Raw genomic sequence first — 23789 nt, 5'->3', positions numbered from 1 at the left:
ATGGAAGACGTGATGGCCCTTCGTCCGGTTCTCCTCTGCCACGACGACGGCGGAACGCTCTGGCCGCTGGCCCGCAGCAGCCATCCCAAGCCCTTCGCGCCGGTCGCTGGCGGCGAGAGCCCGTTCCAGATCGCCGTGCGCTGCCTGTGCGTGCCGGGATCTGTCGAGCCGATCGTCGTCACGCCCGAGCGCTACCGCTTCGTGGTACAGGACCAGTTGGCGCAGGTGGGCATCGCCCCGCGCGCCATCCTGATCGAGCCGGCCGCACGCGGGGCGGCCGCGGCGACGCTTGTCGCGGCGGTGCACATCGCCGCGCAGGACCCCGACGCGATCCTCGTGGCGATGCCCGCCGACCATGTCATCACCGATCCCCACGCCTTCCGCGCCGCGATCATCGACGCGCTGCCGCGCGCCGGCGCGGACGAGATCGTCGGGTTCGACCTCGAGCTCGAGGAGCCGGACACCGGCAGACCCCTGCCCGAACCCGAACCCGCCAACGACGCGGGCGCGGGCGTGGTACAGCTTCAGCGGATGCGGCCGCGCGGCAACGGGGACCGGCCCCGCGCGTCCCGCCCGACCCACATGGTGGTCTGCCGGGCGGGCGCACTCCTCGCCGCGGTCACGGCGGCGGTGCCTGGCGCGGTCGAGGCGATGCGGGCGGCGCTCGACGCCGCGCGCAACGACCTCGGGTTCCTGCGCATGGCCGCGGACAGCTGGACGCCGCTGTCGCGGCAGGCCCTCGACCGGGCCATGGGCGCCGCCGCCTCGGCGCTGCCGGCGATCCTGCGCAGCGACACGCTGTCCGACGCCCGCGACTGGAACGAGATCTGGCGCATGGCCCAGCGCGACGAGAGCGGGACCGCCACCATCGGCAGCGCCACCGCCATGGGCTGCCACGACACGCTGCTGCGGTCGGATTCGCCGCATGTCGAACTCGTGGGGATCGGCCTGACCGACATCGTCGCCATCGCGCTGCCCGACGCCGTGCTGGTCGTCCGCCGGTCGGAGGCGTCCCGGGTGCCCGACGCGGTCGCGGCGCTTGCCGCCATGCGGGCGCCGCAGGCCACGCAGCTGCCGGTCGACAACCGCCCCTGGGGCTTTCTCGAGAACCTGTCCCAGGGCGCGCGCTTCCAGGTGAAGCGGATCGTGGTCAAGCCCGGCGCGGCCCTGTCGCTGCAGAGCCACCACCACCGCGCCGAGCACTGGATCGTGGTCGCCGGCACCGCGCAGGTCACGGTCGACGACGCGGTCTCGCTCGTGTCCGAGAACCAGTCGATCTACGTGCCGCTCGGCGCGCGGCACCGGCTCGAGAATCCCGGCAAGGTGCCGGTCACATTGATCGAGGTGCAGACCGGCAGCTATCTCGGCGAGGACGACATCGTGCGCCACGACGACCTCTACGCCCGCGACTGAGCCGATCACCTTTGCGAGACCGCGCGCCGCCCGGCTTGCCGGCGCGCCGGTCCTGCCACACCCTCCGCCGCGCAAGCGATTGGGGAGAGACCGCATGAAACGCCATCTGAGCGCGCTGTGCCTGTCGGCCTTCGGCACCCTCGCCGCGCTCCCGGCCCAGGCCGCAGAGATCGTCGTCGCGGGCGGCTGCTTCTGGTGCGTCGAGGCCGATTTCGAAAAGGTCGAGGGCGTGTCCGAGGTCGTGTCGGGCTATACTGGCGGCACCGTGGAGGATCCGACCTACAAGCAGGTGACCGCGGGCGGCACCGGCCATTACGAGGCGGCGCGCATCGAGTACGATCCCGGAACCGTCGACCGGCGCCAGCTCTACGACCTGTTCTTCCGCTCCATCGATCCCTTCGACGCGGGCGGCCAGTTCTGCGACCGGGGCGAAAGCTACCGCACCGCGATCTTCGTCGACGGCCCCGAGGCGCGCGCCGATGCCGAGGCGGCCAAGGCCGCGGCGGAACGGGCGCTCGGCCGCGAGGTCGTGACCCCCATACTCGACGCGGGCACCTTCTGGGAGGCCGAGGACTTCCACCAGGACTACTACAAGAGCGACGCGCGCACGCTGACGCGGTTCGGCTGGATCGACCGCGCGGACGCCTACGAACGCTACCGCGAAGGCTGCCGCCGCGACGAGCGCGTGCGCGAGATCTGGGGCACCGAGGCGCCCTTCGTCTGAGGCCCGCGCCGCGTCAGCCGAGCCGCATCGCCTGCACCTCGGCAAGATCGGGGATGACGTCCGCGGTGCCCGCGCGCGTGACCATCAGCGCCGCCGCCCGTGTGGCGAGGCCCAGGGCCTGCCGCATGGGCATGCCGCGGTCGAGGCCCGCGACGAGGTAGCCGGTGAAGGTGTCCCCGGCGCCCGTCGTGTCGACCGGCGTGACCGGCAGCGCCGGGATCGTGACCACCTCCCCGCGCGCGGTGGCGATCCAGCGGCACCCCTCGGATCCGAGCGTCACGACGATGTCCGCCACCGTCAGGTCCGACAGGTCCCGCCCGGTGGCCGCCTCGAGCTGCGCCGCCTCCACGGCGTTCAGCACCAGGAGGTCGAGATGCGGCAGCACCGCGCGCACCGCCTCCGCCTCGAACGGCGCCGCGGCATGCACCACCCGCAGGCCCCGCGCCGCCGCCGCCGCGGCCCCCTCCTCCTGCGCGCTCGTCTCGTTCTGGAACAGGAAGCTGTCGCCGGGCGCGGCCTCCTCCAGCGCCGCCGCGACGGTCTCGCCGGACACCTCCCGGTTCGCGCCCGGGTGCAGCAGGATCAGGTTCTCGCCCGCCGGGTCGACGGCGATGACCGCGTGCCCCGACGCCCCGTCGCGCGTCGCGATGCCCCGCGTGTCGACCCCGTATTCGAGAAGCCGCTCGACCATCCACGCACCGTCCCGCCCGACCGCGCCCACGTGCCGGACATGCGCCCCGGCCCGGGCGGCGGCGACCGACATGTTCGCCCCCTTGCCGCCCAGCCAGACCTCGCGCGCGGTGGCCGAAAGCGTCTCGCCCGGCGCGGGCAGGTGCGGCACCCGGTAGACGAGGTCGGCATTGATCGAGCCGAGGTTCCAGATGGTCATCGCGCGTCCCCTGCTTCTTCTTGGCCCAAATATCCCCGCCGGAGGCATCCCGCGCCGCCACGGGCACGGCCGCCGTGCGCGGGGCGCGGCGACCGCCTCACCCGACCTTGCATGCCGCCAGCACCGCCATGTTCAGGATGTCGCTCGCCGTGGCATTGGTCGAACAGATCTGGATCGAGTGGTCGAGCCCCGCGAGGATCGGCCCGATCACCGTGGCGCCGCCCATCTCCTGCATGAGCTTCACCGAGATCGACGCCGAATGCCGCGCCGGGACCACGAGAATGTTCGCGGACCCGGTCAGGCGCTGGAACGGATAGGCCTCGCGCGCACGCGGGTTCAGCGCCACGTCCACCGTCATCTCGCCCTCGTACTCGAAATCCGCGCCGCGCGCGTCCAGCACCTCGGGGGCAAGGTGCATCTTCTGCGCGCGCTCGGATACCGGGTAGCCGAAGGTCGAGAACGACACGAAGGCCACCCGCGGCTCGAGCCCGAGATGCCGCGCCACGGCGGCGGCGCGTTCGGCGATGGTGGCGAGGTCGTTCTCGTCCGGCCATTCGTGCACCAGCGTGTCCGAGATGAGCACGATCCGCCCGTGCGCGAGGAGCGCCGTCACCCCCGCCGCACCGTGCGCCGCGTCCGCGTCGAAAACATGGTTCAGGAGCCGCAGCACGTGGGCCGACTTGCGCGTGGCCCCTGTCACGAGCCCGTCGCCATGCCCGTGCGCGAGCATCAGCGCGGCAAAGACGTGGCGGTCCCGCGCGGCCAGCCGGTGGATGTCCTGCCGGTCCTGGCCGCGGCGCTGCAGCCGGCGGTAGAGGAATTCCTTGTAGGTCTCGAGATGCCGGGTATTGGCCGCGTTGACGACCTCGAGCTCGCGCACCGCGTCGCCCATGCCGGCCGCCTCGAGCTTGTCCTTCACGTCCGCCTCGCGGCCCACGACCAGCGCCTGCCCGAAGCCGCCGCGCTGGTACATGACCGCCGCGCGCAGCACCCTCGGGTCGTCGCCTTCCGCGAAGATCATCCGCGCCTGCGCCGCCCGCGCGCGCGAGGTGATCCCCTGCAGGATCGACGCGGTGGGATCGAGCCGGCTCTTCAGCCGCTGCACGTAGCCCTCCATGTCGACGATGGGCCGCCTTGCGGCACCGGTCCGCATGCCGGCCTTCGCGACAGCCGGGGGGATGGTGTAGATCAGCCGCGGATCGAAGGGCGTCGGGATGATGTAGTCGCGCCCGAAGCTCAGGCTGCGCCCGTAGGCCACGCCCACCTCGTCCGGCACGTCCTCGCGCGCCAGCGCCGCCAGCGCCTCGGCACAGGCGATCTTCATCTCGTCGTTGATCGCCCGCGCATGGATGTCGAGCGCGCCGCGGAAGAGGTAGGGAAAGCCCAGGACGTTGTTCACTTGGTTCGGATAGTCCGACCGCCCGGTGGCGACGATGGCGTCGGGGCGCACGTCCTGCGCCTCCTCCGGCGTGATCTCGGGGTCGGGATTGGCCATGGCGAAGATGACCGGCTTGTCGGCCATCGACTGGACCATCTCGGGCGTCACCGCGCCCTTGACCGACACGCCGAGGAAGACGTCCGCCCCCGCCATCGCCTCCTCGAGGGTGCGGGCCTCGGTGGCGACCGCATGGGCGGATTTCCACTGGTTCATGCCCTCGGTGCGGCCCTGCCAGATCACGCCCTTGGTGTCGCAGACGATGCAGTTCTCGTGCCGCGCGCCCATGGATTTCAGCAGCTCGATGCAGGCGATCCCGGCCGCACCCGCGCCGTTCAGGACGATCTTCACGTCCTCGATCTTCTTCCCCGACAGGTGCAGCGCGTTGATGAGCCCCGCGGCGCAGATCACCGCGGTGCCGTGCTGGTCGTCGTGGAAGACCGGGATGTCCATCTCTTCCTTCAGGCGCTGCTCGATGATGAAGCATTCGGGCGCCTTGATGTCCTCGAGGTTGATCCCCCCGAAGGTCGGGCCCATCAGCCGCACCGCGTTGCAGAATGCGTCCGGATCCTCGGTGTCGAGCTCGATGTCGATGGAGTTCACGTCGGCGAACCGCTTGAAGAGGACCGACTTGCCCTCCATCACCGGCTTCGAGCCGAGCGCGCCGAGGTTGCCGAGCCCGAGCACCGCCGTGCCGTTCGAGATCACCGCGACGAGGTTGCCCTTGTTGGTGTAGTCGTAGGCGCGCTCGGGATCCTTCGCGATCTCCTCGCAGGGCACCGCGACCCCGGGCGAATAGGCGAGGCTCAGGTCGCGCTGCGTGGTCATCGGGACCGTCGCCTGCACCTCCCACTTGCCGGGCTCGGGTTCCAGGTGGAAGGCCAGCGCCTCTTCCCGGGTGAATTTCTGACGCGCCATGATCCCTCCCTCGCCCGTGGCGGACCACGCTTAGCCGATGCCATGGCCGCGCTCAACAATCGCCGGGCGCGGTCCGCCAGAATGCCCTTTCTGACCGGCGCCCGCGTTTGTAAGGTCTGCCCCGGTGCGAGACGGGGGCGAGATGAACGCTGCGACGCCGATGATGGCGCAATACCTCGAGATCAAGGCGCAGTATCCGGACGCGCTCCTGTTCTACCGGATGGGCGATTTCTACGAGCTGTTCTTCGACGACGCCGTCGCCGCGTCCGAGGCGCTCGACATCGCGCTGACGAAGCGCGGCAAGCATGCCGGCGACGACATCCCGATGTGCGGCGTGCCGGTGCACGCGGCCGAAGGCTACCTGCTCACGCTCATCCGCAAGGGCTTCCGCGTCGCGGTCTGCGAACAGATGGAAAGCCCCGCCGAAGCGAAGAAGCGCGGCGCGAAATCGGTGGTCCGGCGCGACGTGGTGCGGCTCGTGACACCCGGCACGCTGACCGAGGACACGCTGCTCGAGGCGCGGCGGCACAATTACCTCGCCGCGCTCGCCTGCGTGCGCGAGGACTGGGCGCTCGCCTGGACCGACATCTCGACCGGCGCGTTCCGCGTGATGCCGCTCGGGCGCGCCCGCATCGGCGCGGAACTCGCCCGTCTCGCGCCGTCCGAGCTTCTCGCGACCGAGGAATGCGACGCGGCCCTGCGCCCGGTGCTGGACGACCTGGGGCTCGTCCCCACGATCCTCGGGCGCGCCTCCTTCGATTCCGCCGGCGCAGAGACGCGTCTCTGCGGGCTCTTCGGGGTGCAGACGCTCGATCCCTACGGCAGCTTCGCGCGGTGCGAGCTCGCGGCCATGGGGGCGCTCGTCGACTACCTCGACATCACGCAGAAGGGAAAGCTGCCCCTCCTCATGCCGCCCCGGCAGGACAGCGTGTCGCGGCTCCTGCAGATCGACGCCGCCACGCGGCGCAACCTCGAGCTGACGCACGGCGCGGGCGGCGGGCGCACGGGATCCCTGCTGTCGGTGATCGACCGGACCGCCACGGCGGGCGGCGCGCGGCTGCTCGAACGGCGCCTCTCGGCGCCCTCCTGCGAGCTCGCGACCATCCGCGAGCGGCAGGACGCGGTCGCCTGGGCGGTCGACGCGCCCCACGAGGCGCGCGCCCTGCGCGAGGCCCTGCGCAAGGTGCCCGACATGGAACGCGCCCTCTCGCGCCTCTCGCTCGAGCGCGGCGGCCCGCGCGACCTCGCCGCCCTGCGCAACGCGCTCGACCAGGCGGAGGAGATCGCGCGGCGGCTCGATCCCGAGACGCTGCCCGACGCGCTCGCGCGCGAACGCGCGGCACTGACGGGACACGATGCGCTCCGCGCGCTGCTCGACGAGGCGCTCGTCGCCGAGCCGCCGCTCCTCGTGCGCGACGGCGGCTTCGTCGCGGCGGGCTTCGACGACGATCTCGACGCCGCGCGCGAGCTGCGCGACGAGGGCCGCGGCGTCATCGCCCGCATGCAGGCGGACTATGTCCGCGAAACCGGCATCGGGTCGCTGAAGATCAAGCACAACAACGTGCTCGGCTACTTCATCGAGACGACCGCAACCCATGCCGAGCGGATGATGACGCCGCCCCTGAACGAGACCTTCATCCACCGCCAGACCACCGCGAACCAGGTGCGGTTCACCACGGTGCCGCTGTCGGATCTCGAGACGCGCATCCTGAATGCTGGTGCCCGCGCGCTCGAGATCGAACGCGCGATCTTCGACCGCCTGCGTGCCGAGGTGGTCGCCGCCGCGCCGGCCCTGGGCGAGGTGGCCGCCGCGCTCGCCGAGTTCGACCTCTCGACCGCGCTGGCCGACCTCGCGCAGGCGGGCGACTGGTGCCGGCCGCGCGTCGACGACAGCCGCAGCTTCGACGTCGTCGCCGGCCGGCACCCGGTCGTCGAGCGCGCGCTCGCCGCCCAGGGCGGCCAGCCCTTCATCGCCAACGACTGCACGCTCTCCCCCGAGGGCGACGCCGCCGCGCTCGAACTGCTCACCGGCCCCAACATGGCGGGCAAGTCCACCTACCTGCGGCAGAACGCGCTGATCGCGATCCTCGCGCAGATGGGGTCCTGGGTGCCGGCGGACCGCGCGCATGTGGGACTCGTCAGCCAGATCTTCAGCCGCGTCGGCGCGTCCGACGACCTCGCCCGCGGGCGGTCCACCTTCATGGTCGAGATGGTCGAGACCGCGGCGATCCTCAACCAGGCAGACGATCGCGCGCTCGTGATCCTCGACGAGATCGGCCGCGGCACGGCCACCTATGACGGGCTTTCCATTGCCTGGGCGACGCTGGAGCACCTGCACGAGGTCAACCGTGTGCGCGGGCTCTTCGCGACCCACTACCACGAACTGACCGTGCTCGCCGCCAAACTCGCGGGCGTCCGCAACGCCACCGTCGCGGTGAAGGAATGGCAGGGCGAGGTGATCTTCCTGCACGAGGTCCGGCCGGGCGCCGCGGACCGGTCCTACGGCGTGCAGGTGGCGCAGCTCGCGGGCCTGCCGCCCTCGGTGGTGGCACGCGCGAAATCGGTGCTCGAGGCGCTGGAGAAGGGCGAGCGCGACCGCGCCGCGCCGAAGGCGCTGATCGACGAGCTGCCGCTCTTCGCCGCCGTGGCCGAGGCGCGCCCGGCGCAGCCGGCCCCCGCCGCCTCCGCGGCCGAGGACCGGCTCCGGGCGCTCGATCCCGACGCCATGACGCCGCGCGAGGCCCTGCAGGCGCTCTACGACCTCAAGGCCGCGCTCGGGACATGAGAAACCCCGGTTTCACGTGAAACCGGGGCCCTGCTTCTTCTTGGTCGAAATATCCCGGGGGTCCGGGGGCGGAGCCCCCGGCGCGCCGCCGCGGTTCAGGAGGCGGGCGTCGAGCTGACGCCCACCTGCGCCGGACGCAGCAGGCGGTCGTGCAGCATGAAGCCCACGGTCGAGACCTGGATGATCTCGCCGGCCCGCGTGCCCGGCACCGGGGCCTCGAACATCGCCTCGTGCAGCTTCGGGTCGAACCGGTCGCCGGCCTGCGGCGCGATTTCCTCGATCCCGTGCTTCTGGAACACGTTGCGCAGTTCCTTCAGCGTCAGCTGCACCCCCTCGATCAGCGGCGAGGGCTCGGCGCCCTCCTGGTCGCCCGCGGCGGCCAGCGCGCGGTGCAGGTTGTCGTAGACGGGCAGCAGGTCGCGCGCGAGCCGCGTGCCGCCATAGGCCTCGGCGTCGCGCCGTTCCCGGTCGGCCCGCTTGCGCGCGTTCTCGGCGTCCGCAAGCGCCCGCATGAACCGGTCGCGCAGCTCGTCGCGCTCCGCGCGCAGTGCCGCAAGCTCGTCCGCCTCGACGTCGTCCGCCTCGATTTCCTCGGTTTCGGCAGCGTAGGCCTCGGCCTCGGCCGCCTCGACGTCGTCGAGAAACTCGTCTTTCTTCGAATCTGCCATGCTCTTCCTCTAGCTCCGGTCGGAGATCAGCTTGCCGACCAGCTGCGCCGTGTAGTCCACGATCGGCACGATCCTTCCGTAGTTCAGGCGCGTCGGGCCGATGACCCCCACCGCACCGATGATCTTCCGGTCCGCGTTCATATATGGAGAGACCACCAGAGAGGAACCCGAAAGTGAGAAAAGTTTGTTCTCCGAGCCGATGAAAATGCGCACGCCCTCGCCCTGCTCCGCCAACTCGAGGAACTCGGCGATGTCGCGCTTGCGCTCGAGGTCGTCGAAGAGCTTGCGGATCAGCTCCAGCTCCTCGGTCTGACCGTCCTGCCCGAGGAGGTTGGCGCGTCCGCGCACGATCAGCCGTTCGGGCTGCTGGTTGTCCTCCGACCAGACGGCGAGACCCGATTCCACGAGATCCTGCGCCAGGGTGTCGATCTCGCGCCGCCGCTTGCCGATCTCGTCGGCCACGTCGCGGCGCAGCTCGCTCAGCGTCTTGCCCTCCATCAGCGCGTTCAGGAAATTCGCGGCCTCGCGCATGGACGACGGAGTCTGTCCCGGCGGCGGGGTGAAGAGGCGGTTCTCCACGTGCCCGTCGGCGAAGACCAGCACCACGAGCGCACGGTCGCGCCCGAGGCTCACGAACTCGATGTGGCGGATCGGCGCCTCGTGTTTCGGCGTCAAAACCAGCGACGCGCCCTGCGTCACGCCCGACAGCGCGGCCCCTACCCGGTCGAGGAAGCCGCCCACGTCGTCGGTGTTCGACCCGAGCGTGCGGTCGATCTTCTCGCGGTCGTCGTCACCGAGTTCGCGCACCTCGAGCAGGCCGTCCACGAAGAGCCGCAGCCCGAGCTGCGTGGGCACCCTCCCGGCGCTCACGTGCGGCGAGTTCAGAAGCCCGAGATATTCGAGGTCCTGCATCACGTTGCGGATGGTGGCCGCGGACACCTGTTCGGTCAGCGTCCGGGTCAGCGTACGCGAGCCGACCGGTTCGCCGGTGTCCAGATAGCCCTCCACGACCCGGCGGAAGACCTCCCGCGAGCGGTCGTTCATCTGGTCGAGGATGTGGGTTCCCTCGTTCATGACTGCCATTCCCTCTGACGGCCATTAAACGGCGTGCGGTTCCGCGGTCAATCGTGCGCCGCGCGAACGGGCTTGCGGCGCCCCGCCCGGCTTGGGTATGGCGCGGTCACCATGACCAGGAGGATGCCATGCGGCCGTCGGGACGAAATCTAAGCGAGATGCGGGCGGTTTCAATCGAGACCGGCGTCACGAAACACGCGGAGGGCTCGTGCCTGGTGCGCGTGGGCGACACCCACGTCCTGTGCACCGCGACCATCGAGGACCGCGTGCCGCCCTTCATCAAGGGGTCGGGCCTCGGCTGGGTCACCGCGGAATACGGGATGCTGCCGCGGTCGACCACGTCGCGCATGCGCCGAGAGGCGAGCGCCGGCAAGCAGGGCGGCCGCACCATCGAGATCCAGCGCCTGATCGGGCGCTCCCTGCGCGCGGGCGTGGACCGAGTCGCGTTGGGCGAGCGGCAGATCACCATCGACTGCGACGTGATCCAGGCCGATGGCGGCACGCGCTGCGCGGCGATCACCGGCGGCTGGGTCGCGCTGAAGCTCGCCGTGAAGAAGCTGATGAAGGCCGGTGACGTGGTGAGCGACCCGCTGGTGTCGCCGGTCGCCGCGGTCAGCTGCGGCCTCTATGCCGGCCAGCCCGTGCTCGACCTCGACTATGCCGAGGACAGCGAGGCCGGCGTCGACGGCAACTTCATCCTGCGCGGCGACGGGCAGCTCATCGAGGTGCAGATGTCGGCCGAGGGCGCGACCTTCTCCCGGACACAGATGGACCAGCTCCTGACCCTCGCGGAAAAGGGCGTGGGCGAGCTTGTCGCCCTGCAGGAAGCGGCAGTCGCATGAGCGGACGCCGCCTGACCGAGGAGAGGCTGCTGGTCGCGACGCACAACCGCGGCAAGCTCGAGGAGATCGCGGCGCTTCTCGAACCCTACGGCGTGTCGGTCACGGGCGCAGCCGAGCGGAACCTGCCCGAACCCGAGGAAACCGGCACCACCTTCGTCGAGAACGCGCGCATCAAGGCGCACGCGGCGGCCAGGGCGACCGGCCTTCCGGCGCTCGCGGACGATTCCGGCATCGAGATCGACGCGCTCGACGGCGCGCCGGGGGTCTACACGGCGGACTGGGCGGAAACCCCTGCGGGACGCGATTTCGTCATGGCAATGACCCGCGCCCACGACGCGCTGGTCGCGAAGGGCGCGCCCGAACCCTGGACCGCGCGGTTCCGCTGCACCCTGGTCCTCGCCTGGCCCGACGGGCACGACGAGGTCTTTCCGGGCGTCATGGAAGGCCGCGTCGTCTGGCCGATGCGCGGCGACCAGGGTCATGGCTACGACCCGATCTTCCAGCCCGAGGGTCACGACATCACCTTCGGCGAGATGGACCGCTGGACCAAGAACGAGATGAGCCATCGCGCCGACGCCTTCCGGAAGTTCGTGGCCGGCTGCCTTGACTGACGCGGCCGGGCCCGACAGGCCCGAGGGCGGGTTCGGGCTCTACCTGCACTGGCCGTTCTGCGCGGCCAAGTGCCCCTATTGCGACTTCAACAGCCACGTGGTCCGCGACATCGACGAGGACCGCTGGGCCCGCGCGCTCGAGGCAGAGATCGCCCGCGTGGCGGAACGCACCGGACCCCGGCGGCTCGACACCATCTTCTTCGGCGGCGGCACACCGAGCCTCATGGAGCCCGACACCGTGCGGCGCTGCCTCGACGCGGCGCGCGCCGCCTGGGATCTCGCGCCCGATGCCGAGATCACGCTCGAAGCCAATCCAGGCTCGGTGGAGGCGGGACGCTTTCGCGCCTTCGCGGCGGCGGGCGTCAACCGCGTCTCCCTGGGCGTCCAGGCGCTGAACGACCGAGACCTGAGGCGTCTTGGCCGGATCCACGGCGCCGCCGAGGCCCGCCATGCCTTCGACATCGCGCGCGACGCCTTCGACCGGGTGAGCTTCGACCTCATCTACGCGCGACAGGAGCAGACGCTGGACGACTGGCGCGCGGAACTGACCGAGGCGCTCGCCATGGCGGTCGACCACCTGTCGCTTTACCAGCTGACCATCGAGCGCGGCACCGCCTTCTGGGACCGCGCGCGCCGGGGCACGCTCCGCGGCCTGCCCGACGAGGACCTGTCGGCCGACATGTACGAGCTGACGCAGGAGCTGTGCGATGCCGCGGGCCGTCCCGCCTACGAGGTGTCGAACCACGCGGTGCCGGGCGGGGAATCCCGCCACAACCTGATCTACTGGCGCTACGGCGACTATGCCGGCATCGGTCCGGGGGCGCATGGGCGCCTGACGTCGAACGGGTCCAAGCGCGCGGTCGCAGCGTGGCGCAATCCTGGGGCTTGGCTGGAACAGGCCGAGGCAGGCAACGGCGACAGGATCGACGATGCCCTGACGGCACAGGATCAGGCCGCAGAATACCTCATGATGGGTCTTCGACTGTCCGAAGGTCTAGATGTTGACAGGCTGCACGCACTCGACGCCAATGCCGCCCCAGAGGCGCGCATCGAGTCGCTTCGGGAACTCGGTCTCGTCACGCGGGACGGATCCCGGCTTGCGGCCACCCGCCAGGGGCGGATGGTGCTGAATCAGGTGATCGCGGATCTGGCGTCCGATCTGGACCTCTAGCGCGCCGCGCTCAGGATCGCGCAGAGCGCATCAAGCTGCTCGAGCGTGTCGTAGGCTATCGAGACGCGGCCCGCCTCGTGCCCCGGCTTGTGGTCCACGGTGACCTTCATGCCGAGCGCTGCGGACAGGTCGCCCTCGAGCGCCCGCGTGTCCGCATCCTTGTCCGCCGATCCCGCCCCGTTCGGACGCTGCGGCCGCGCCTGCGTCTGGTCCTCGCCACCGAACTTCGCCAGCCGCTCGGTTTCGCGTACGGACAACTTTTTCTGCACGACTTTTCGGGCCAGGGCCGAGGGATCCTGCGCGGTGATCAGGGCCCGCGCATGGCCGGCGCTCAACGCGCCCTCGGTGACGAGCGTCTGCACATCGTCCGGCAGGTTCAGAAGCCGTAACAGGTTCGCGATGTGCGACCGGCTCTTGCCGAGCGCTTCGGCAAGCTTTTCCTGCGTGTGTCCGAACTTGTACATGAGCTGACGGTACCCCGCCGCCTCTTCGATGGCGTTCAGGTCGGCACGCTGGATGTTCTCGATGATCGCGACCTCGAGAACCTCGGTATCGGTGAACTCGCGCACGAGCACCGGCATCTCGTGCAGGCCGGCAATCTGCGCCGCGCGCCACCGGCGTTCGCCCGCGACGATCTCGTAGGTCCCCTCCTCGCCCGGTTTGGCCCGGACGATGATCGGCTGGATCACGCCCTTGGCCCGAATCGATTCGGCCAGTTCGTCGAGCTGCCCCTGCGTGAAGGTCCGGCGCGGCTGGTCGGGATTCGGCGCGATCTTCTCGATCGGGATCAGCCGGTCAGGCCGACGGGGTTCCCGTTCCGCGCGCGCCTCGGTGGACACGGTCGGCTCCACGTCGGCCATGAGGGCGGAGAGGCCGCGGCCGAGGCCGCGACGGGGCTGGGATTTCTCTGACATCTGCTCGTCCTCCGGGTCAGGCCGCGAGTTTGGTGTTCTTTTTCAGGAGTTCTTCGGCCAGCTGCCTGTAGGCCCGCGCCCCGCGCGACGTCGTGTCGTAAGCCAGGACCGGCAGCGCGAAGGATGGCGCCTCGCTGACGCGGACATTGCGCGGAATCACGGCGTTGAACACGAGGTCACCAAGATTCGCGCGCGCATCCGCCTCGACCTGCTGCGACAGGTTGTTGCGCGCATCGTACATGGTCAGCACCACGCCCTCGATTCGCAGCGCGGGATTGGCAGAGGTCCGGACCTCGCGGATCGTCAGCATGAGCTGCGACAGCCCTTCAAGGGCGAAGAACTCGGATTGCAGCGGGACCAGCACCGAATCGGCCGCGACCATCGCGTTGACGGTCAGCAGGTTCAGCGACGGCGGGCAGTCGATCAGGATGTAGTCGAAGCCGAAACCGGCCATCGCCGCCTGCCGGAGCGCACCTCGCAACAGGAAGCTGCGCCGCTCGTTGGTATAAAGCTCGATGTCGGCGGAACTCAGATCCACCGTTGCCGGTACAAGCGACAGGCCGCCCACCTCGGTCGGGCGGATCACGTCCGACAGGTCGATGTCCTCGAGCAGAAGCTCGTAGGTGGTGTATTCGCGCTCGTCCGGCTCGATCCCGAGGCCCGTCGACGCGTTCCCCTGCGGATCGAGATCGACGATCAGCACGTTCAGCCCCTGCTCCGCCAGCGCGGCGCCGAGGTTGATCGTCGTCGTGGTCTTGCCCACGCCGCCCTTCTGGTTCGCGACCGCGATGATCTTGGGACCGCTGGCACGGGTCGGATCAGACATGCGAAACATCTCCAATTTCCAGGATGACGGCCTCGGGGTGTGTCATACTTCTATGCGGAATCGCGGTGAAATTCCATCTCGCGCGCGCCGCCTCGACCTCTTTTTCCCAGGTGGCACCCTTCGGGAACAGGGCTTTTCCGGCGGGCACGAGGTGCAGGGTGGCGAAGGTCAGCAGTTCGCCGAGGTCGGCCAGTGCACGGGCCGAAAGGCAGTCAGCCTGCAGCGGCGTCGTGCGCTCGATCCGTTCGGCGATCACCTCTGCCCGCACCCCGGTTTCGCGCAGCACGGTGCGCAGGAAGGTCGCCTTCCGGATGTCCGCTTCGACCAGGGTGAACCGCGTTTCCGGCATCAGCTCCGCTCCGGCGATCGCGCAGACGATCCCGGGCATGCCTCCACCGCTCCCCAGATCGCTCCAACGGGCTGGCTGCCCCGCCAGCGGCAGGAGCTGCAGAGAATCCGCGATGTGGCGCGTGCGAATTTCCGGAAGCGTGGACCGGGACACGAGATTGATCCGCGGATTCCACTTCCGCAGGAGCGTTTCGTAGATCTCCAGCCGCTCTGTTGTTTCACGTGAAACATCGGGAAGCGACGGACCGCTGCCGGCGACGGTCATGCGGGACGTTTCCGCTGTTCCCTTTGCAGACGGGACAGGATGATGGTCAGCGCAGCAGGCGTCATCCCGTCGACCCGTGCCGCCTGGCCCATGTTCGCCGGCCGTGCACGGTCAAGTTTCTGCTGCAACTCCCGCGAGAGCCCCTGAAGGTCCGCGTAATCGAATTCCGCCGGGATGATCGCGGCTTCCTCACGGCGCAGCGCTTCGACGTCCCGCGCCTGCCGGTCGATGTAGTTGGCGTAGATGGCGTCGTTGCCAAGCTGCCGCCGAATATCGGTGGAAACCTTTGCCAGTTCCGGATCGTGCGGAAGCAGCAGCTCGAAATCGGCCTCCGGCAGCGCAAGGATCTGCAGCCCGTTCCGCCGCGCGCCGTCGCGCGCCACGTTCAGCCCGGCATCGTTCAGCTGCGACGCGGTGATGCTGAGCGCGGACAGCCGTTCCCTGCCCTGCGCCAGCGCTTCCATCTTGGCGTCGAACTGCGCCTTGCGCTGCTCCGATACACAGCCGAGCGCGATGGCCTTGCCCGTCAGGCGCTGATCCGCGTTGTCCGCGCGGAGCGACAGCCGGAACTCGGCACGCGAGGTGAACATCCGGTAAGGCTCGGCAACCCCACGCGACGTCAGGTCGTCGATCATCACGCCGATATAGCTGTCGCTGCGGCTGAAGGTGATACGCTCCCGATCATTTGCCCGTGCCGCCGCGTTCAGACCGGCAACCAGACCCTGTGCTGCCGCTTCCTCGTACCCGGTCGTGCCGTTGATCTGGCCCGCAAGGTACAGACCCGGGAAAGCCCGCACCGAAAGATCAAGGTCCAGCGCCCGAGGATCCACGTAATCGTACTCGATCGCATAGCCTGGCTGCAGGATACGGGCATTCTCGAGGCCGGCGATGGAATGTACGTAGTCCTCCTGCACGTCCTGCGGCAGCGAGGTCGAAATGCCGTTCGGATAGATGACGTCGTCACTGAGGGATTCCGGCTCGAGAAAGATCTGGTGCGCGTCCTTCTCGGCAAACCGCACGACCTTGTCCTCGATCGACGGGCAATAGCGCGGCCCGACCCCGTCGATGTGACCGCCATACATGGCCGATCGCGACAGGTTCTCGCGGATGATCTCGTGCGTCCGCGCGTTCGTATGCGTGATCCCGCAGGACACCTGGCGGGCAGTCGGCGCATGCGACATGAACGAGAACAGCTCGGGGGTCTCGTCTCCCGGCTGCATGTCCAGACTGGACCAGTCGATGGTCCTGCCGTCGAGCCGTGGCGGTGTTCCGGTCTTCAGGCGGCCGAGCGGCAGGCCAAAGCTGTCGATTCGCTCAGCCAGCCGGACGGCAGCCTTGTCACCCATCCGCCCGCCGGATCGGCGTTCGTCGCCAATATGGATGACCCCGCGCAGGAATGTGCCCGTGGTCAGGACAACCGATGCGGACCGCAGCACCGCCCCGTCCGCCAGGGTGACGCCGCGGATCGTGCCGGTTTCGACCAGAAGGTCCACAACCTCCCCTTCGACGATCCACAGATTCGGCTGGCGTTCCATTTCCGCGCGCATTTCCGTACGGTAGATCCGGCGATCCGCCTGGGCGCGCGGTCCCTGCACTGCCGGACCCTTGCGGCGATTGAGCAGGCGGAACTGGATACCCGCACGATCCGCGACGCGGCCCATCACGCCGTCCATCGCATCAATCTCGCGCACGAGATGACCTTTCCCAAGGCCCCCGATGGCAGGGTTGCAGGACATCACGCCGATTCCGTCCGCGCTCATGGTCACGAGCGCGGTCTGCGCGCCCATGCGCGCCGCGGCATGGGCGGCCTCCGCCCCGGCATGTCCGCCGCCGATCACGACGACATCGAAGTCGCGATGTTTCACGTGAAACACTCCTACTTTCCGAGGCAGAAGCTGGAGAAGATCTCGTCGAGCAGCGTTTCCACACCGACACGGCCGATCAAGGCATCCAGGTTCCGAATCGCCGCCCGAAGCTCTTCGGCCGCGATATCATATTCGTCAGGTCCCTGCAGCACCACCAGCCGCGCGGTGTCCAGTCCTTCGAGCCCAGCTTGCATGGCCGCGCGGTGCCGTTCGCGGGTCACGAGGCCTGCGGCCGAGGCCCGTTCGGACAGGACTCGCGACAGGTCGGACAGGACGCGATCGATCCCCTGCCCCGTGACGCCGGAAATCCCGGTCTCGTCTCCGGTCAGGTCGGCCTTCGCACCGTAGTGCAGATCCCCTTCCCGGCTCTCCACCCCATCCGCGCTGCCGCCGAGGAACACCCGCACGTCCGCCGCTGCCGCCCGTTCGCGCGCCCGGGCCACGCCGATGAGTTCCACGGCGTCCCCGGTTTCGCGCAAGCCCGCGGTGTCGAGCAGCGTGACCGCCAGCCCGCTCAGATCCATTCGCACCTCGATCACGTCGCGGGTCGTGCCCGCGATCTCGGACGTGATCGCGGCTTGCCGGCCCGCGATTGCGTTGAGCAAGGTAGACTTGCCGACGTTCGGCGCGCCGACGATGGCGACCTCGAATCCCGACCGAACGCGTTCCGCGCTGCCAAATCCGTGCAGTTCCTGCCGGAGATCCGTCGCAACATGGTCAATCAGTTCAACCACCTCGCCCGAAACGTCGACCGGCACCTCTTCGTCGGCGAAATCCATCACCGCCTCGAGCAGCGCAGCCGCCCGCACCAGCCGCGTGCGCCAGGTCTCGACCTTGCCGCCGAGCGCACCGGAGAACACACGGAGCGCCTGCTGCCTCTGGGCCTCGGTTTCGGATTCGATGAGGTCGGCCAGCGCCTCGACCTGGGCGAGGTCCATGCGTCCGTTCTCGAGCGCACGCCGGGTGAATTCGCCCGGTTCGGCATGGCGCACGCCGTCATGGCTCAAGAGCTCGCGCAGGACCGCCTGAACGATGGCAACCGACCCGTGCAGGTGCAGCTCGGCACTTTCCTCCCCGGTAAAGCTCTGCCCCTCGGGAAACGTCAGGACAAGCGCCGAGTCGAGGAACGTCCCGTCGGCAGCGATCAGCCGTCGCAGGCTGGCGCGGCGGGGTTCGGGAACGGTTCCGCTCAGCGCGCGGACGGAGTCCCACGATCGCGGTCCGGACAGACGGACCACGGCGACGCCCGCCTTTCCGGCGGCCGAAGCCAACGCAAAGATCGTGTCCATGGCACTCCGCGCCCCCGCGCGGTCAGGTGTTCATCGAGTCGAAGAATTCCGCGTTCGACTTCGTCTGCTTCAGCTTCGACAGCAGGAATTCGATCGCGTCCGTCGTTCCCATCGGGTTCAGGATCCGCCGCAGCACAAAGGTCTTCTGCAGGTCGCCCTTGTCGACCAGCAGTTCTTCCTTCCGGGTGCCGGACTTGAGGATGTCCATGGCCGGGAACACGCGCTTGTCCGCCACCTTGCGGTCGAGCACGATCTCGGAGTTGCCGGTCCCCTTGAACTCCTCGAAGATCACCTCGTCCATCCGGCTGCCGGTGTCGATCAGCGCCGTCGCGATGATGGTCAGGCTTCCGCCTTCCTCGATGTTCCGGGCCGCACCGAAGAACCGCTTCGGACGCTGCAGGGCGTTGGCGTCGACGCCACCGGTCAGGACCTTGCCCGAGGACGGCACCACGGTGTTGAACGCTCTACCAAGTCTTGTGATCGAATCGAGCAGGATAACCACATCTCGCTTGTGTTCCACGAGACGCTTGGCCTTCTCGATGACCATCTCGCTGACCGCCACGTGGCGCGTCGCCGGTTCGTCGAAGGTCGAAGATATGACCTCGCCCTTCACGCTCCGCTGCATGTCGGTGACCTCTTCCGGCCGTTCGTCGATCAGCAGGACGATCAGGTAGCATTCGGGGTGGTTGCGCTCGATCGAGCTCGCGATGTTCTGCAGCAGAACGGTCTTGCCGGTCCGCGGCGGCGCCACGATCAGCGACCGCTGCCCCTTCCCGATGGGCGCGACGAGGTCGATGATGCGGGCCGAGCGGTCCTTGATCGTCGGATCCTCGATCTCCATCTTCAGGCGCTCGTCGGGATAGAGCGGCGTCAGGTTGTCGAAGGCGATCTTGTGGCGCGCGCGCTCGGGATCCTCGAAGTTGATCTGCGTGACGTCGAGCAGCGCGAAGTAGCGCTCGGTCTCCTCCGGTGCCTTGATCTGGCCTTCGACGGTGTCGCCGGTCCGCAGCGAGAACTTCCGGATCATGTCCGGCGAGACATAGATGTCGTCCGGGCCCGGCAGGTAGTTCGCCTCGGGCGACCGCAGAAAGCCGAAGCCGTCCTGCAGGACCTCCAGAACCCCGTCACCGTAGATGTCCCAGCCCTCGTCCGCGCGCTCGCGCAGGATCTGGAACATCATCTCGCCCTTCCGCATCGTCGAGGCGTTCTCGATCTCGAGCTCCTCGGCCAGCGCCAGGAGCGCCTTGGGGCTCTGCGCCTTCAGGTCGGACAGGTTGAGTTTCTCAAGGTTCATGGCGCTTTCCCGCGACCGGAAAACCGGAACGCAGCCTCTAGCTCGGAATGACGTGTATCGTTCTACGGAGAAACGCGGGTTCCCGGACGGGACCGCGTGACGAGCGATATAGAAAGCCCGGCGCGTGGAGTCAATCGGACAGGTCCGCGGCGCCACGGACCCTTTCTTCTCCATAACCAGAAAGAAAAGAAAGGTAGTTGGGTTTTGTAGGTCGCCCGGATCCTGTGGATCCTTCATCCCTACAGGATTCATGCACAAGTACGGGACCTGTGGATAAAATCCGGGACGGATTCTTGGACCAGGTCGGTGATAAGGAAAATAAAATTTCAAAATCAGATACTTGTGGAGATAAGTGAAACTGGACAGGCGGTGGAAAAGTCCGGGATTGTGCCGCGTCGCGGCGTCCGTGAACAGTCGCGGATCCATCCCGTCCACCGGCGGCACAACCCGCCTCGCGGCAGGGACGGAAGGGGACGAAAGCGGCGTCGCTTGCAATGAGACGCGTTTTTCCCCAGAACCGCCCCTGACCTCTTCCCCCTGTTGTCTTCCGGTTTGTCCACATGACAAAAGCGATCGTGCTGGCCTCGGGCTCGACCATCCGGTCCGAGATGCTGCGCCGCGCAGGCGTTCCGCACAGCGTGCGGCCCGCCCGGGTCGACGAGGATTCGGTGCGCGCGGCGCTTCGGGCCGAATCCGCGCCGCCGCGTGACGTCGCCGACGCCCTGGCCGAGACGAAGGCGCGCAAGGTCGCGGCCGCGGCGCCGCATGACCTGGTCCTCGGCTGCGATCAGGTCCTCGCCATCGACGGTGACATCCTCGCAAAGCCCGAAAGCCGCGCCGAGGCCGCCGACCAGCTGCGCAGGCTGCGCAACACGCACCACCAGCTCCTGTCGGCGGCGGTGCTCTATGAGGACGCGGCGCCGGTCTGGCGGCACGTGGGTGTCGCGCGCCTGTACATGCGCGATTTCTCGGACGCATTCCTCGAGGCCTATCTCGACCGGAACTGGCCCGAGGTGCAAAGCTCGGTCGGCGCCTACCGGATCGAGGAGGAAGGCGTGCGCCTCTTCTCGCGGGTCGAGGGCGATCATTTCACCATCATGGGCCTGCCTCTCATGGAACTCCTGAACCACCTGACGCTGCGCGGTGTGCTGCCCTCATGAGCGATGCCAGTGCACCCCTGCCCCGCATTCCGCTGGCCGGCGTGATCGGCTCGCCCATCGCGCATTCGCGCTCGCCGCGCCTGCACGGGCACTGGCTGCGCCGATACGGTCTGCCGGGACATTACGTTCCGCTCGACGTGCCGGCGGACAAACTGCTCGACGTCGTGCGCCTGATGCCGTCCATGGGCTTCGTCGGGGCGAACGTGACCGTCCCCTACAAGGAAAAGGTGATGGAGGTCGTGGACCAGGTCACCGACCGCGCGACGCTGATCGGCGCGGTGAACACGCTGATCTTCCGCAGCGACGGGCGCATCCACGGCGACAACACCGACGGGTACGGCTTTCTTGCCAACATCCGGCAGGAAGTGCCGGACTGGTCGGCGGCGGACGGCCCGGCCGTGGTGCTGGGCGCAGGCGGCGCGGCGCGTGCGGTGATCGCCTCGCTTCTCGATGCCGGCGTTCCCGAGATCGTCCTGACGAACCGCACGCGCCTGCGCGCCGAAACGTTGCGCGAGGCATTCGGCCACCGGGTCCGGGTCGTGGACTGGCTGCAGGCCGGCAACGCCTTCGACGGCGCGGCGACGGTGGTCAACACGACCTCGCTCGGCATGGTCGGCAAGCCCGAACTGCGCGTGCCGCTGGACGGACTGCGCGCGGGCACGCTCGTGACCGATCTCGTCTACGCGCCGCTCGAGACGCGGCTCCTGCGCGTCGCGGCCGCGCAGGGCTGCCGCACGGTGGACGGGCTCGGCATGCTGCTGCACCAGGCTGTGCCGGGGTTCGAGCGCTGGTTCGGCCGCCGTCCGGACGTCGACGCCGCAACGCGCGAGGCGGTCCTCGCATGACGTTGCGGGTCGGGCTCACCGGATCCATCGGCATGGGCAAGTCGACCACCGCCGCGATGTTCCGCGACCGTGGCTGCGCCGTCTGGGACGCCGACGCGGCGGTGCACCGTCTCTACGCCGCGGGCGGTGACGCGGTGCCCCCGCTCGGCGCGGCCTTTCCAGAGGCGATCGTCGACGGCGCCGTGTCGCGGGACCGCCTCAGGGCCGCGATCGACGCGGATCCGACCGCGCTCCGGCGGATCGAGGAGATCGTGCACCCGCTGGTGCGCGCCGACCGGGATGCCTTTGCCGCAGCGGCACGCGCACCGGTCGTCGTGTTCGACGTGCCGCTGCTTTTCGAGACCGGCGCCGATGCCGAGATGGACGCGACCGTCGTGGTCTCCGTTCCGTCCGATGTGCAGGAGGCTCGCGTGCTTGCGCGCGGCACCATGACCCGCCCGCAATTCGAGGCGATCCGCGCCAAGCAGATGCCCGACGCCGAGAAACGCGCGCGGGCCGATCATGTCATCGACACGACAAGCCTTGAGAGCGCCGCGCACGGCGTGCAACAGGTGCTGGACGCCCTCCTGCACCGCAGCTGACACGGAAAGGCCCAGGCCATGCGCGAGATCGTCCTCGACACCGAGACCACGGGCTTCGATCCCGAACAGGGCGACCGGATCGTCGAGATCGGCGCGGTCGAGCTCTGGAACCACGTGGCGACCGGCCGGCACTACCACCAGTACATCAACCCCGAGCGGTCGATGCCGCAGGAGGCATTCGAGGTGCACGGCCTCGGCGACGACTTCCTGCGCGACAAGCCGGTCTTCGCGCAGATCGCCGACGATTTCCTCGCCTTCGTGGGTGACGCGCCGCTGATTATCCACAACGCGTCCTTCGACATGAAATTCCTGAACGCCGAGCTGCGATGGGCAAAGCGGCCGCTGCTCGCCATAGACCGCGCCGTCGACACCGTGGGCATGGCGCGCAAGAAGTTCCCGGGCTCGCCCGCCTCGCTCGACGCGCTCTGTCGCCGCTTCGCGATCGACAACTCGGCGCGGACGCTGCACGGCGCGCTTCTCGACAGCGAGATCCTGGCCGAGGTCTACCTCGAGCTTATCGGCGGCAAGCAGCCGGATTTCGGCCTGTCGCAGGCGCAGGGGGCGACCGCCGGCGGCGACGATGCGGACTGGCGCCCCGGCCGGAGGCCCGAGCCGCTGCCCCCGCGACTATCGGACAGCGAAAAGGCGGCTCACGCCGCCTTTGTGGACCGCCTGGGCGCGAACGCCCTCTGGTCGCGGGTCTGATCGGCGATCAGGCCTGGCCGGTCTGGTCGGGCGACGCGGCCTGCGCGGCCTGACGGCGCTGGAGTTCCGCGCGGTAGAGCTGCACGAAATCGATCGTCTCGAGGTTCAGCGGCGGGAAGCCCCCGTCCCGGGTCACGTCCGCCACGATGCGGCGCACGAACGGGAACAGCATGCGCGGGCATTCGATCAGAAGGAACGGATGCAGCTGGTTCTCGGGCACGTTCTCGATGTGGAAGACGCCCGCATACTCGATTTCCATCAGGAACAGCTGGCTCGACGTCGCCTTCGCCTTGCTGTCGATCCTGAGCTTCATCACCACTTCGTACTGGTGCTCGGTGGTGCGCTTCTTGGCGTCGAGGTTCACCTGCACCTGCACGTCGGGCTGCGTGTCGCCCTGTGCGCCCTTCTGGGCCAGGATGTTCTCGAAAGACATGTCGCGGATGAACTGTGCAAGCACGTTCATCTTGACCTGGGGTGCCTGCTGGCCGGCTTCGGGCGGCGTGGCATCCCCGCCGTTGGCGTTCGTATTCGTGTCGCTCATGTGCGCGCTCCGGAAGAATAAGGCCCGCCGGGTCTAGCAGCCCGGGACCGTGGGCTCAATGCTTCGTCCAGCCGGAACCCGTGGTTCCCGGATGCGTCGGCCGCTTGGTCGGCGTGACGTCCGTGTAGTCGCCCTCGATCACATCGTCGTCCCGGCGCGGGCGCGGGGTCGGCCCCTGCGGTCCGGGACCGCGCGGACCCGCGCCCGTGTGCACGTGGAACTGCCGCGTGCGCACGTGCTTGCGGGCGTAGCGCATCACCGCCTGCCGCACCGGCGGCATCAGCAGCGCGAAGCCGACCGCGTCGGTGAAGAAGCCCGGCGTGAGCAGCAGCGCGCCCGCGATCAGGATCATCGCGCCATGTGCCAGCGGTTCGGACGGGTCGCGCAGCTCGTTGAACGAGCGGCGGATGTCGTTCATCGCGCCGGCGCCCTCGGAACGCACCAGCCACGTGCCGACCAGCGCCGTCAGGATCACGATCCCGAGCGTCGGCCACAGACCGATCAGGCCGCCCACCTGGATGAACAGCGCGATCTCGATCAGGGGCACCGCGAGGAATGCAACGAATAGCCACATGGGCACGACCTCCTATCCCGGGTCCGGCAGGTAGACTCGCCCGGTCCCAACT

The 23789-nt window shown here is 68.9% G+C and carries 22 protein-coding genes; 10 read left to right on the top strand and 12 right to left on the bottom strand.

Features of this window, described 5'->3' with window-relative positions; translation table 11 throughout:
* Window positions 1–12: 12 nt before the first annotated feature.
* Both RISW2_RS11810 and msrA read left to right on the top strand, forming a co-directional pair.
* Window positions 13–1413, top strand: a complete 1401-nt coding sequence (locus RISW2_RS11810) for a cupin domain-containing protein (RefSeq protein WP_084615367.1) — start codon at window positions 13–15, stop codon at window positions 1411–1413.
* 94 nt (window positions 1414–1507) lie between these two features.
* The gene (gene msrA, locus RISW2_RS11805) at window positions 1508–2137 is read left to right on the top strand and encodes a peptide-methionine (S)-S-oxide reductase MsrA (RefSeq protein ID WP_043771188.1); all 630 of its coding nucleotides are present in this window, start codon (window positions 1508–1510) and stop codon (window positions 2135–2137) included.
* A 13-nt stretch (window positions 2138–2150) separates the two neighbouring features.
* On the opposite strand, the gene RISW2_RS11800 is transcribed toward msrA, so the two are convergent.
* Together RISW2_RS11800 and RISW2_RS11795 are read right to left on the bottom strand one after the other, a co-directional pair.
* Window positions 2151–3026 (bottom strand): ribokinase, encoded by an 876-nt coding sequence (locus RISW2_RS11800; protein WP_043771185.1) that lies wholly within the window; start codon window positions 3024–3026, stop codon window positions 2151–2153.
* A 97-nt stretch (window positions 3027–3123) separates the two neighbouring features.
* Complete coding sequence (locus RISW2_RS11795; RefSeq protein WP_043771183.1) at window positions 3124–5379, bottom strand: NADP-dependent malic enzyme; 2256 nt, start codon at window positions 5377–5379, stop codon at window positions 3124–3126.
* A 142-nt stretch (window positions 5380–5521) separates the two neighbouring features.
* Here RISW2_RS11795 and mutS point away from each other — a divergent pair, with 142 nt between their 5' ends.
* Window positions 5522–8164, top strand: a complete 2643-nt coding sequence (gene mutS, locus RISW2_RS11790) for a DNA mismatch repair protein MutS (RefSeq protein ID WP_043771179.1) — start codon at window positions 5522–5524, stop codon at window positions 8162–8164.
* A gap of 95 nt (window positions 8165–8259) precedes the next feature.
* Here the strand turns inward: mutS and RISW2_RS11785 are convergent, their stop codons facing one another.
* On the bottom strand, window positions 8260–8832 hold the full coding sequence (locus tag RISW2_RS11785) for a nucleotide exchange factor GrpE (protein ID WP_043771176.1): 573 nt from the start codon (window positions 8830–8832) through the stop codon (window positions 8260–8262).
* Window positions 8833–8841: 9 nt separating this feature from the next.
* Window positions 8842–9906 carry a heat-inducible transcriptional repressor HrcA gene (hrcA, locus tag RISW2_RS11780; protein ID WP_043771171.1) on the bottom strand — a complete coding sequence of 355 codons (1065 nt, stop codon included), beginning with the start codon at window positions 9904–9906 and terminating at the stop codon, window positions 8842–8844.
* Window positions 9907–10034: 128 nt separating this feature from the next.
* Here hrcA and rph point away from each other — a divergent pair, with 128 nt between their 5' ends.
* Genes rph through hemW form a run of 3 tightly spaced genes read left to right on the top strand, consistent with a single transcriptional unit; the run spans window position 10035 to window position 12530 of the window.
* Window positions 10035–10748, top strand: coding sequence for a ribonuclease PH (gene rph, locus RISW2_RS11775; protein ID WP_043771165.1), 714 nt, complete (start codon window positions 10035–10037; stop codon window positions 10746–10748).
* Window positions 10745–11359 (top strand): RdgB/HAM1 family non-canonical purine NTP pyrophosphatase, encoded by a 615-nt coding sequence (gene rdgB / locus RISW2_RS11770; protein WP_043771162.1) that lies wholly within the window; start codon window positions 10745–10747, stop codon window positions 11357–11359. Before rph ends, rdgB begins: the two co-directional genes overlap by 4 nt.
* Window positions 11352–12530 (top strand): radical SAM family heme chaperone HemW, encoded by a 1179-nt coding sequence (gene hemW, locus RISW2_RS11765; RefSeq protein WP_043771157.1) that lies wholly within the window; start codon window positions 11352–11354, stop codon window positions 12528–12530. Before rdgB ends, hemW begins: the two co-directional genes overlap by 8 nt.
* Here hemW and RISW2_RS11760 read toward each other — a convergent pair.
* From RISW2_RS11760 to rho, 6 genes are read right to left on the bottom strand one after another with little or no spacing between them, the layout of a single operon-like run.
* Window positions 12527–13444: a ParB/RepB/Spo0J family partition protein gene (locus RISW2_RS11760; RefSeq protein ID WP_043771154.1), complete on the bottom strand. Its 918-nt coding sequence runs from the start codon at window positions 13442–13444 to the stop codon at window positions 12527–12529. The genes hemW and RISW2_RS11760 overlap by 4 nt on opposite strands.
* A gap of 16 nt (window positions 13445–13460) precedes the next feature.
* On the bottom strand, window positions 13461–14270 hold the full coding sequence (locus RISW2_RS11755) for a ParA family protein (RefSeq protein WP_043771151.1): 810 nt from the start codon (window positions 14268–14270) through the stop codon (window positions 13461–13463).
* Window positions 14263–14883, bottom strand: coding sequence for a 16S rRNA (guanine(527)-N(7))-methyltransferase RsmG (rsmG, locus tag RISW2_RS11750; RefSeq protein ID WP_043771148.1), 621 nt, complete (start codon window positions 14881–14883; stop codon window positions 14263–14265). Before rsmG ends, RISW2_RS11755 begins: the two co-directional genes overlap by 8 nt.
* Complete coding sequence (gene mnmG / locus RISW2_RS11745) at window positions 14880–16748, bottom strand: tRNA uridine-5-carboxymethylaminomethyl(34) synthesis enzyme MnmG (RefSeq protein WP_043771281.1); 1869 nt, start codon at window positions 16746–16748, stop codon at window positions 14880–14882. Before mnmG ends, rsmG begins: the two co-directional genes overlap by 4 nt.
* Window positions 16749–16759: 11 nt before the next feature.
* Window positions 16760–18037, bottom strand: coding sequence for a tRNA uridine-5-carboxymethylaminomethyl(34) synthesis GTPase MnmE (gene mnmE, locus RISW2_RS11740; protein ID WP_043771145.1), 1278 nt, complete (start codon window positions 18035–18037; stop codon window positions 16760–16762).
* Between the two features lie 22 nt (window positions 18038–18059).
* Window positions 18060–19331, bottom strand: a complete 1272-nt coding sequence (rho, locus tag RISW2_RS11735) for a transcription termination factor Rho (protein WP_043771142.1) — start codon at window positions 19329–19331, stop codon at window positions 18060–18062.
* 560 nt (window positions 19332–19891) lie between these two features.
* Between rho and RISW2_RS11730 the strand changes: the two genes are divergently transcribed.
* Genes RISW2_RS11730 through dnaQ form a run of 4 tightly spaced genes read left to right on the top strand, consistent with a single transcriptional unit; the run spans window position 19892 to window position 22622 of the window.
* Entirely contained in the window at window positions 19892–20491 is a 600-nt protein-coding gene (locus RISW2_RS11730) for a Maf family protein (protein ID WP_043771139.1), read from the top strand.
* Window positions 20488–21336, top strand: coding sequence for a shikimate dehydrogenase (locus RISW2_RS11725; RefSeq protein ID WP_043771136.1), 849 nt, complete (start codon window positions 20488–20490; stop codon window positions 21334–21336). The genes RISW2_RS11730 and RISW2_RS11725 overlap by 4 nt, the downstream gene beginning before the upstream one ends.
* Complete coding sequence (coaE, locus tag RISW2_RS11720) at window positions 21333–21917, top strand: dephospho-CoA kinase (protein WP_043771134.1); 585 nt, start codon at window positions 21333–21335, stop codon at window positions 21915–21917. The genes RISW2_RS11725 and coaE overlap by 4 nt, the downstream gene beginning before the upstream one ends.
* An 18-nt stretch (window positions 21918–21935) precedes the next feature.
* Window positions 21936–22622, top strand: a complete 687-nt coding sequence (dnaQ, locus tag RISW2_RS11715) for a DNA polymerase III subunit epsilon (protein WP_043771131.1) — start codon at window positions 21936–21938, stop codon at window positions 22620–22622.
* A 7-nt stretch (window positions 22623–22629) separates the two neighbouring features.
* On the opposite strand, the gene secB is transcribed toward dnaQ, so the two are convergent.
* The gene (secB, locus tag RISW2_RS11710; RefSeq protein WP_043771128.1) at window positions 22630–23163 is read right to left on the bottom strand and encodes a protein-export chaperone SecB; all 534 of its coding nucleotides are present in this window, start codon (window positions 23161–23163) and stop codon (window positions 22630–22632) included.
* 55 nt (window positions 23164–23218) lie between these two features.
* Window positions 23219–23737 (bottom strand): FxsA family protein, encoded by a 519-nt coding sequence (locus RISW2_RS11705; protein ID WP_043771124.1) that lies wholly within the window; start codon window positions 23735–23737, stop codon window positions 23219–23221.
* Between the last annotated feature and the right edge of the window lie 52 nt (window positions 23738–23789).

Origin of the sequence: Roseivivax isoporae LMG 25204, from assembly GCF_000521865.1 — a bacterium.
GTDB classification, from domain to species: Bacteria; Pseudomonadota; Alphaproteobacteria; order Rhodobacterales; family Rhodobacteraceae; genus Roseivivax; species Roseivivax isoporae.
Note: the sequence above shows the minus strand (reverse complement) of the source record. Positions and strands in the feature narration are given on the sequence as shown.